Source organism: Paenibacillus sp. YAF4_2 (genome assembly GCF_052113225.1).
In the GTDB taxonomy this organism is placed as follows: domain Bacteria; phylum Bacillota; class Bacilli; order Paenibacillales; family Paenibacillaceae; genus Pristimantibacillus.
In genome coordinates, this window is record NZ_JBFRCT010000008.1 from 374491 (window position 1) to 380796 (window position 6306).

Sequence of the window (6306 nt, forward strand, 5' to 3'; positions counted from 1 at the left end):
TCGATGAAAGTTTACATTGTTTATGATAGCGAAGCAGGACATACGGAACAACTTGCCCGCTCCATTGCCAAAGGTGCTGAACGGGTAGAAGGAGCAGAGGTCATCATTAATCATGTTAAAAAGGCAAATGTCAAAGACCTCGAACAGATGGATGCGATCATCTGGGGGTGTCCGGGACATTTCGGGACGATCAGCTCCGGCATGAAAGAATGGATCGACAAACTCGGCTATTTATGGGCCAACGGGAAGCTGGTCGATAAAGTCGGAGCCGTCTTCTGTACGACGGCAACCATTCACGGCGGGATTGAAGCCACTTTGCTGAACCTGATTACGCCGATGCTGCACCAAGGGATGTTGATCGTCGGTTTGCCGGCCAATATTCCCGAAAACGCGCTATACGGCAGTTATTACGGTATAGGCGTCACATCACCCGTCGAGGATACCCATGACGCATTGAGCCAATCGCTCTTCGCGAAGGGGCTGCTTCTGGGCGAAGCCCTTGGAACGCGCGTAGCTCATGTGGCGGGTACCTATGCGTCGGGCAAGAAAACGCTGGGGACAGTTTAAGCAAGCAACGCGGGCCGCATAACAGCTAGCGTAGATCGCATGTATGGGGGGCGAAGATGCTGCCCCCGGGAAAATGGACGGAGATGCGCGGGTTTAGTTTAAAGCGCTGGCACATGCAAGTAAAAACAGGGTATAGTCTCGGGCAGCATTCATGCTGCACCTCAGACTAGACCCTGTTTGGCTTTAAGTAGACAGTGCTTTTTTCTTGCTGGACGGTAAAGAGCTGAATAGGGACACTTTGTTTTTGCCGGTAGTTTTGGAATGGTACATGGCTTCGTCTGCTTGTTTAATCAGTTGGACGACTTCATAACCATCCTTGGAGGTGCTGACGCCAACACTTACGGTTACGATCGTTTCCTGTTCGACGCGGCTTCGAATTGATTCGGCAACTCGATCGGGCTTAACCCGTTCCAGCGATATGCAGGCTAGAAGCTCTTCTCCGCCATAACGGCCTGCCGCTCCAATACCTGCCGATTCCTCTTTCATAATCTCCGCAACTTGCTTCAGAACACCGTCCGCCTTATAATGGCCCTGCGTATCGTTAAGTTTCTTGAAGTTGTCGATATCGCAGAAGATAACGGCTAATCCGTTCTGTCTTCGCATCAGCTGTTCAGCCTTCGTAGTAAAATGACGTCGGTTATAGAGACCTGTTAAACCATCTGTTATAGAAGATTGGTAGGTCATCATCAGCCTTTCGATCACCCACTCGAATAGTAAGAGGAATAGCTGCATGAAATAAACGATAGGCAGGAAGTAACTCAGCAGAACCAGCCAGTCTACGGAGCCGTGGAACACATAATTGTCTGCTATTCTAGACAGATCAAGAACAAAATAGGTAATAAGGCTGGCGGAAAACTTCCCGTTCATCTCCACACCTTTTGTGCCCAGCAGGATAAGGAAGGTAACGATTAAAGAATAGAAATCAAGAGCGAGGAACCTGTATTGTCCTCCAGGCAGCACAGTATCCGAAGACGGATTCATGATTAGGGACTGCCCCATGGCAATAACAAAGGTCAAGCCAATTAAAATAAGGAATGGCATAACTTTAATTTGTGCTCCACGATGAGTATATAATTTCATGAACACAAAGTTTATAATGATAAAAGAAACAATCTGCAATAATGTCGAGACGATATGCAGCCACGGAGGAAGCTTTTGCTCCGGATAAGCCAGCATAGCAAGGACCGCGTTCTGAATCATGAACAGCGGGATCGTAAGCGTAAGCAGCCGGTAGATTCGTTTGTTCCGGTAGCTGGTGTATAAACGTGTCGACATAAAAAGCATGAGTACCAGGATAATAATGACACATGCAGAAGAAATGATTTGGCCATTCGGGCCGGTCAGCCAGGTTAGAATTGTCATAATTTAGTATCACCATATCCCGTCGAGTGTTGCTTTACAGAAACATATGTTCTAATATATCATGATTTACGAGATGGTAAAAGCATGATGCAGAACGAATCAGCCTTTATTAAGCGTCATATCTAATAATTAATATCGGTTTTTAGCATGGCAAAATTAAAGATGAAGCAGAAGCACATGCTTATGTAGTGGAAAGTGCTTCGCAATCTCAGCTTACGAAGTAAAAATTGCTTTACAATTTATGCTTTCGAAGTAAAAATTGCTACACAATCTATGCTTTCGAAGTAAAAATCATCACGAATGGCCTAAGAAGGCCACTTGTGTGATAATTTTTTTTAGGAGGAAGGACATTGAATATACTACAGGCATTGTTTTTTCCGCCGGAACAACCGGGCGGCGTGTCCTCCATGGTGCCTTACATTCAAGAGCGTTTTTTGAAACTGGGCTGGCAAATGGAATTATTCTCGCTTCCGAAGCGGGTTAGAGGCAAAGGACAAGAAGATTTTGTATTTGAAACTTTTGATGTGACACCGTTCCTCGGCGATCCAATCGTCGATAAATATTTGCAGACGATGCGGGACTATATTTGGTGGACGAAGCTTCGCCTTAAACGGTCTTATGATATTATTCATGCTCATCATCCCATCGCAGCACTTGTCATGAAACAGCTGTATCCAGACACACCTGTCATGATGACGATTCACTCCAGCTTCGAGCGGGAGCTTGTCCTCAATGGGAAAATTAAAGAGAACAGCACGGCACATCGTTTCCTAACCTCGATCTACGGGGAGCTGGAAGCGAAGCTCGACCGGCTGCTGACCGTTTCAGAATCCTTCCGGACTTATTTGTCTCCATATATGAAGGATACTTCCGTTATTAAAGTTATTCCGAACGGCTTTGATGAGAAGCGGTTCAAGCCGATTGCCCATGAGAATGCAGTACCGCAGTTTATCACGGTATGCCGTCTCGTGCCGGCGAAAGGGCTGGATATTCTGCTTCATGCTTGTGCGGAATTAAAGCGGCGCGGCCATCCGTTTGTTCTACATATTATCGGGGACGGTCCGATCCGGGAAGAACTAGAGCAGCTTGCCGTACAGCTGGATTTATACGATGACATTATTTTTTACGGATATATGCTGCATCCTGAGGAATTTATGCCGTTCTTTGACGTCTTTGTGCTGCCATCTCGTGCAGAAGCCTTTGGTTCTGTATTCGCAGAAGCAGCGTTATGCTGGCTGGCATTGGTTGGTACAAATGTAGGAGGCATTGCCGAGCAGATCGACGACGGTGTGAACGGGCTACTGGTTCCACCGGAAGATGCGCCTGCACTGGCAGATGCGCTCGAGAAGCTTGTAACAGATCCAACTTACCGTTACAATCTTGCGCGTTCCGGCTGGGATAAGGCGAAAAAGGTTTATTCGCTCCAGCGTGTCATCTCGCAGATGAAGAAAGTTTATCTATCGTTGAAACCGGAGGAATAAGGGTGACGATTCCTTTTCGATTTATACACGCAGCTGACCTGCATCTGGATAGTCCGTTTCGCGGGATGAGCAAGGTTCCAAATGAACTGAAGGAGAAGCTGATGGCTTCTACCTTCGGGGCATTACGCCGTTTGACGGAGACGGCCATCCAGGAGCAGGTTGATTTTATCGTTCTCTCAGGCGATTTGTATGATGAGGCAGACCGGTCGCTTAAGGCGCAGCTGCTTCTTTTGAAGGAATGGGAGCGCCTGCAGAAGCATGGGATTGCTGTGTTTGTTATACACGGTAATCATGACCCGCTTAATGGTGCAAGAGCGGATCTTAAGCTTCCGTCCAACGTAACGCAATTTGGTTCGGATCAAATGGAATATCGGCCGGCTTACTGCAGAAACGGTGAGCTGGCTGCTTTTGTTTACGGGATGTCCTATGCACGGCGCCATGTGACTGAGAATTTAGCAGCAGGTTATTTTCCGCAGTCGGATGCTCCATTTCATATTGCGATGCTGCACGGCAATGTGAATGGAGATGAGGCTCATGATCCTTATGCGCCATGTTCCTTGGAGGAGCTGCTTGGTAAAGGCTTCGATTACTGGGCGCTTGGCCATATTCACACGAGAAAGGTACTCCATGAATACCCGCATGTTGTTTATCCCGGTAATATTCAGGGGCGTAATCCAAGAGAAACGGGGGCAAGAGGCTGTTATATCGTCGAGGTGTCAGCAGCGCATGCTGTGCAAATGACGTTTGTGCCCCTTGATGAGGTCCGTTGGCTTGAGGCCGAGCTTTCCATTGCCGGACTTGATACTGAGCAGGATCTGTTGATGCGGCTTGAAGATACGGCAGAACAGCTTTCCTTGGAAAGTAGCGGGCAAGCGATTATGGCGCGTCTGCAACTGAAGGGTCAAGGACCGCTGCATCATAAACTAATTGATCCGGTTATTATCCGGACCTTGCTTGAGCAGCTGCAGGATAGTCACTTCACGCATGGCGTATGGATATATGCGATTGAAGCAGGCACAACGGCAAATATAGAACTGTCTGTCCTTCAGGAGGAAGATAGCTTTACAGGTGAGCTGTACCGTTTAACGAAGCGATTAGAGGCAGATCGGGAAGCGTGGAACAAGGAAGCGGCAGCGGCAGTAGTGACGCTGGCTGGCCATGCGAAGCTGGGCAGAATACTGCGTGAGCAATGGGACGAGCTGCCTGAGCGCTGGCTGGAGCAAGCAAGGGAGCTGACACTTGGGATGCTTGTGGCAGATGTCACTGAAAGGAGGAAGGAAGAGTGAGGCTGCTTGAGGCTCGAATTGACGGCTTTGGCCAGCTGCAGGGCCTGAAATGCCGGCTGGATGCACCTTCTGTTGTGTTATATGGGATGAATGAAGCCGGAAAAAGCACATTATTCGGGTTTGTTCGGACAATCTTTTACGGTTTTGCGAGGCGGAATCAACCAGCAGAGCGGCAGGAGCCCGTTTATGGTGGCAGCCATGGCGGGCAATTGCTGTTCCAGGATGACGACGGTCATACCTATATCGCAGAGCGGTATGCGAATGAGAATGGGGGCCGTCTGAAGCTTAGATGGATGAGCGACGATCAACAGACCGAAGAAAGCTGGCCAACGCAAGAGGAATGGGAACGGCGTTTTTTAGGCGGAGCGAGTGAAAAAATGTTTCGTGAGCTTTACGCCATTACTTTAACCGAGCTGCAGGAAGTTGGGGCTTTGTCGCATGACGAGCTGGGAAGATATTTGTATCATGCTGGCTGGGAGAATGGCAAAGCGATTATCGCTGCCGAGAAACGGCTGCAGCAGGAAATGGAACAGCTTTTCAAACCACGGGGTACGAATCAGCAGATGAATAAGCAGCTGAAGACGCTGGAGCAAACCGAACAGGAGCTGCGAAAGCAAGCGGATGCGATCCAACTTTACAATGAGTTAAGTGGTCAGCTGGAACAATTCGCGGTAGAACTGGGTCAGTTGGACGAGCAATTGCCTCTTCAACAAGTGGCTGCGCAGTTGGCAGGAAAGGCCCATGCCATTAGGCCAATCTGGCTGAAGAGCCTTGCGCTTGGCCGCGAACGAGAAGGGATTGCTGAAGCGGAACGGATCTCAGTAGAAGCGGATCTGGAGTGGAATGAACTGCAGAAAGAGCGAAGCACCCGGATTTATGAGCTTGAGCAGCTTGAACAACAGAAGCAACTGGCGCAGCAAAAGAGTGAGGCCATTCTCGTAAATCATGAGCTTCTTGCCCGAGCAGAAGAGGTAGAATCACTGCTGCTGGAGAGTGAAAGGATGCAGCTGCTGCGGGAGGAGAGAAATGGTCTTAATGCAGAGCTAGAGTCGGATGAGGAAGCGCTGGCCAGATTATTGCGCCGTATAGCTCCAAATTGGGGAGAACAAGAGCTGCGCGATCTACAGCTTACGGTCTCTGACCGGGAGTATGTGCGAGGGGCAAAACAGCTTGAAGCCGAAGCAGGCCGAGGTGCAGAGCGGTTAAATGCTGATCTGCACTCGGCAATGCAGCAGGAGCGCGAAGCCGCACAATTGCTTGCTGAAGCGGAAATGGAGCTGGCTCGGGCTGAGGCTGCAAGCAGTCGTGCAGCAATAGGCGGGGCAGCATTTTTGCCGCAGACGAGCGAGGCGATGCGCGCGGCATGGAACAATTGCGACGCGGCGCTGCGCGAGTGGGAGATGGAGCGGCTGCAAGTGTCAGCCGCGCCTGCTGAGACGGGCCGGGGCGAAGCCGGCCCGCTATGGATTGGCGCCGCGCTGGCAGGCGGCGCCGCAGTGGCTTTGGCCGCCGCCGAGCTTAGTAGCGGCGCTTTCCCTGGCGCAGCCGGCGCAGCTGCTGCGCTAGGCGCGCTCGCGCTCGCGCTGGCTGCGCTGGCGCGAGGCCGCGGC

The 6306-nt window shown here is 50.3% G+C and carries 5 protein-coding genes; 4 read left to right on the plus strand and 1 reads right to left on the minus strand.

What is annotated here, in order from left to right; all coding sequences use genetic code 11:
• Positions 1 to 3 precede the first annotated feature (3 nt).
• Positions 4 to 567: an NAD(P)H-dependent oxidoreductase gene (locus AB4Y93_RS20120; RefSeq protein ID WP_441894629.1), complete on the plus strand. Its 564-nt coding sequence runs from the start codon at positions 4 to 6 to the stop codon at positions 565 to 567.
• 183 nt (positions 568 to 750) lie between these two features.
• Here the strand turns inward: AB4Y93_RS20120 and AB4Y93_RS20125 are convergent, their stop codons facing one another.
• A complete protein-coding gene (locus AB4Y93_RS20125; protein ID WP_441894630.1) occupies positions 751 to 1929 on the minus strand; it encodes a GGDEF domain-containing protein in 1179 nt (392 codons plus the stop codon).
• A 350-nt stretch (positions 1930 to 2279) separates the two neighbouring features.
• On the opposite strand from AB4Y93_RS20125, the gene AB4Y93_RS20130 reads away from it, so the two are divergent.
• The 3 genes from AB4Y93_RS20130 to AB4Y93_RS20140 all read left to right on the plus strand — a co-directional run.
• Entirely contained in the window at positions 2280 to 3410 is a 1131-nt protein-coding gene (locus AB4Y93_RS20130) for a glycosyltransferase family 4 protein (RefSeq protein ID WP_441894631.1), read from the plus strand.
• Between the two features lie 2 nt (positions 3411 to 3412).
• On the plus strand, positions 3413 to 4696 hold the full coding sequence (locus AB4Y93_RS20135) for a metallophosphoesterase family protein (protein ID WP_441894632.1): 1284 nt from the start codon (positions 3413 to 3415) through the stop codon (positions 4694 to 4696).
• A partial coding sequence (locus AB4Y93_RS20140; RefSeq protein WP_441894633.1) for an AAA family ATPase occupies positions 4693 to 6306 on the plus strand: 1614 nt, incomplete at its 3' end. The genes AB4Y93_RS20135 and AB4Y93_RS20140, both read left to right, overlap by 4 nt.

Bases quoted from the DNA above. Each gene is read 5' to 3' on its own strand.
- AB4Y93_RS20120 (WP_441894629.1), top strand. From the start codon at position 4: ATGAAAGTTTACATTGTTTATGATAGCGAAGCAGGACATACGGAACAA.
- AB4Y93_RS20125 (WP_441894630.1), bottom strand. From the start codon at position 1,929: ATGACAATTCTAACCTGGCTGACCGGCCCGAATGGCCAAATCATTTCT.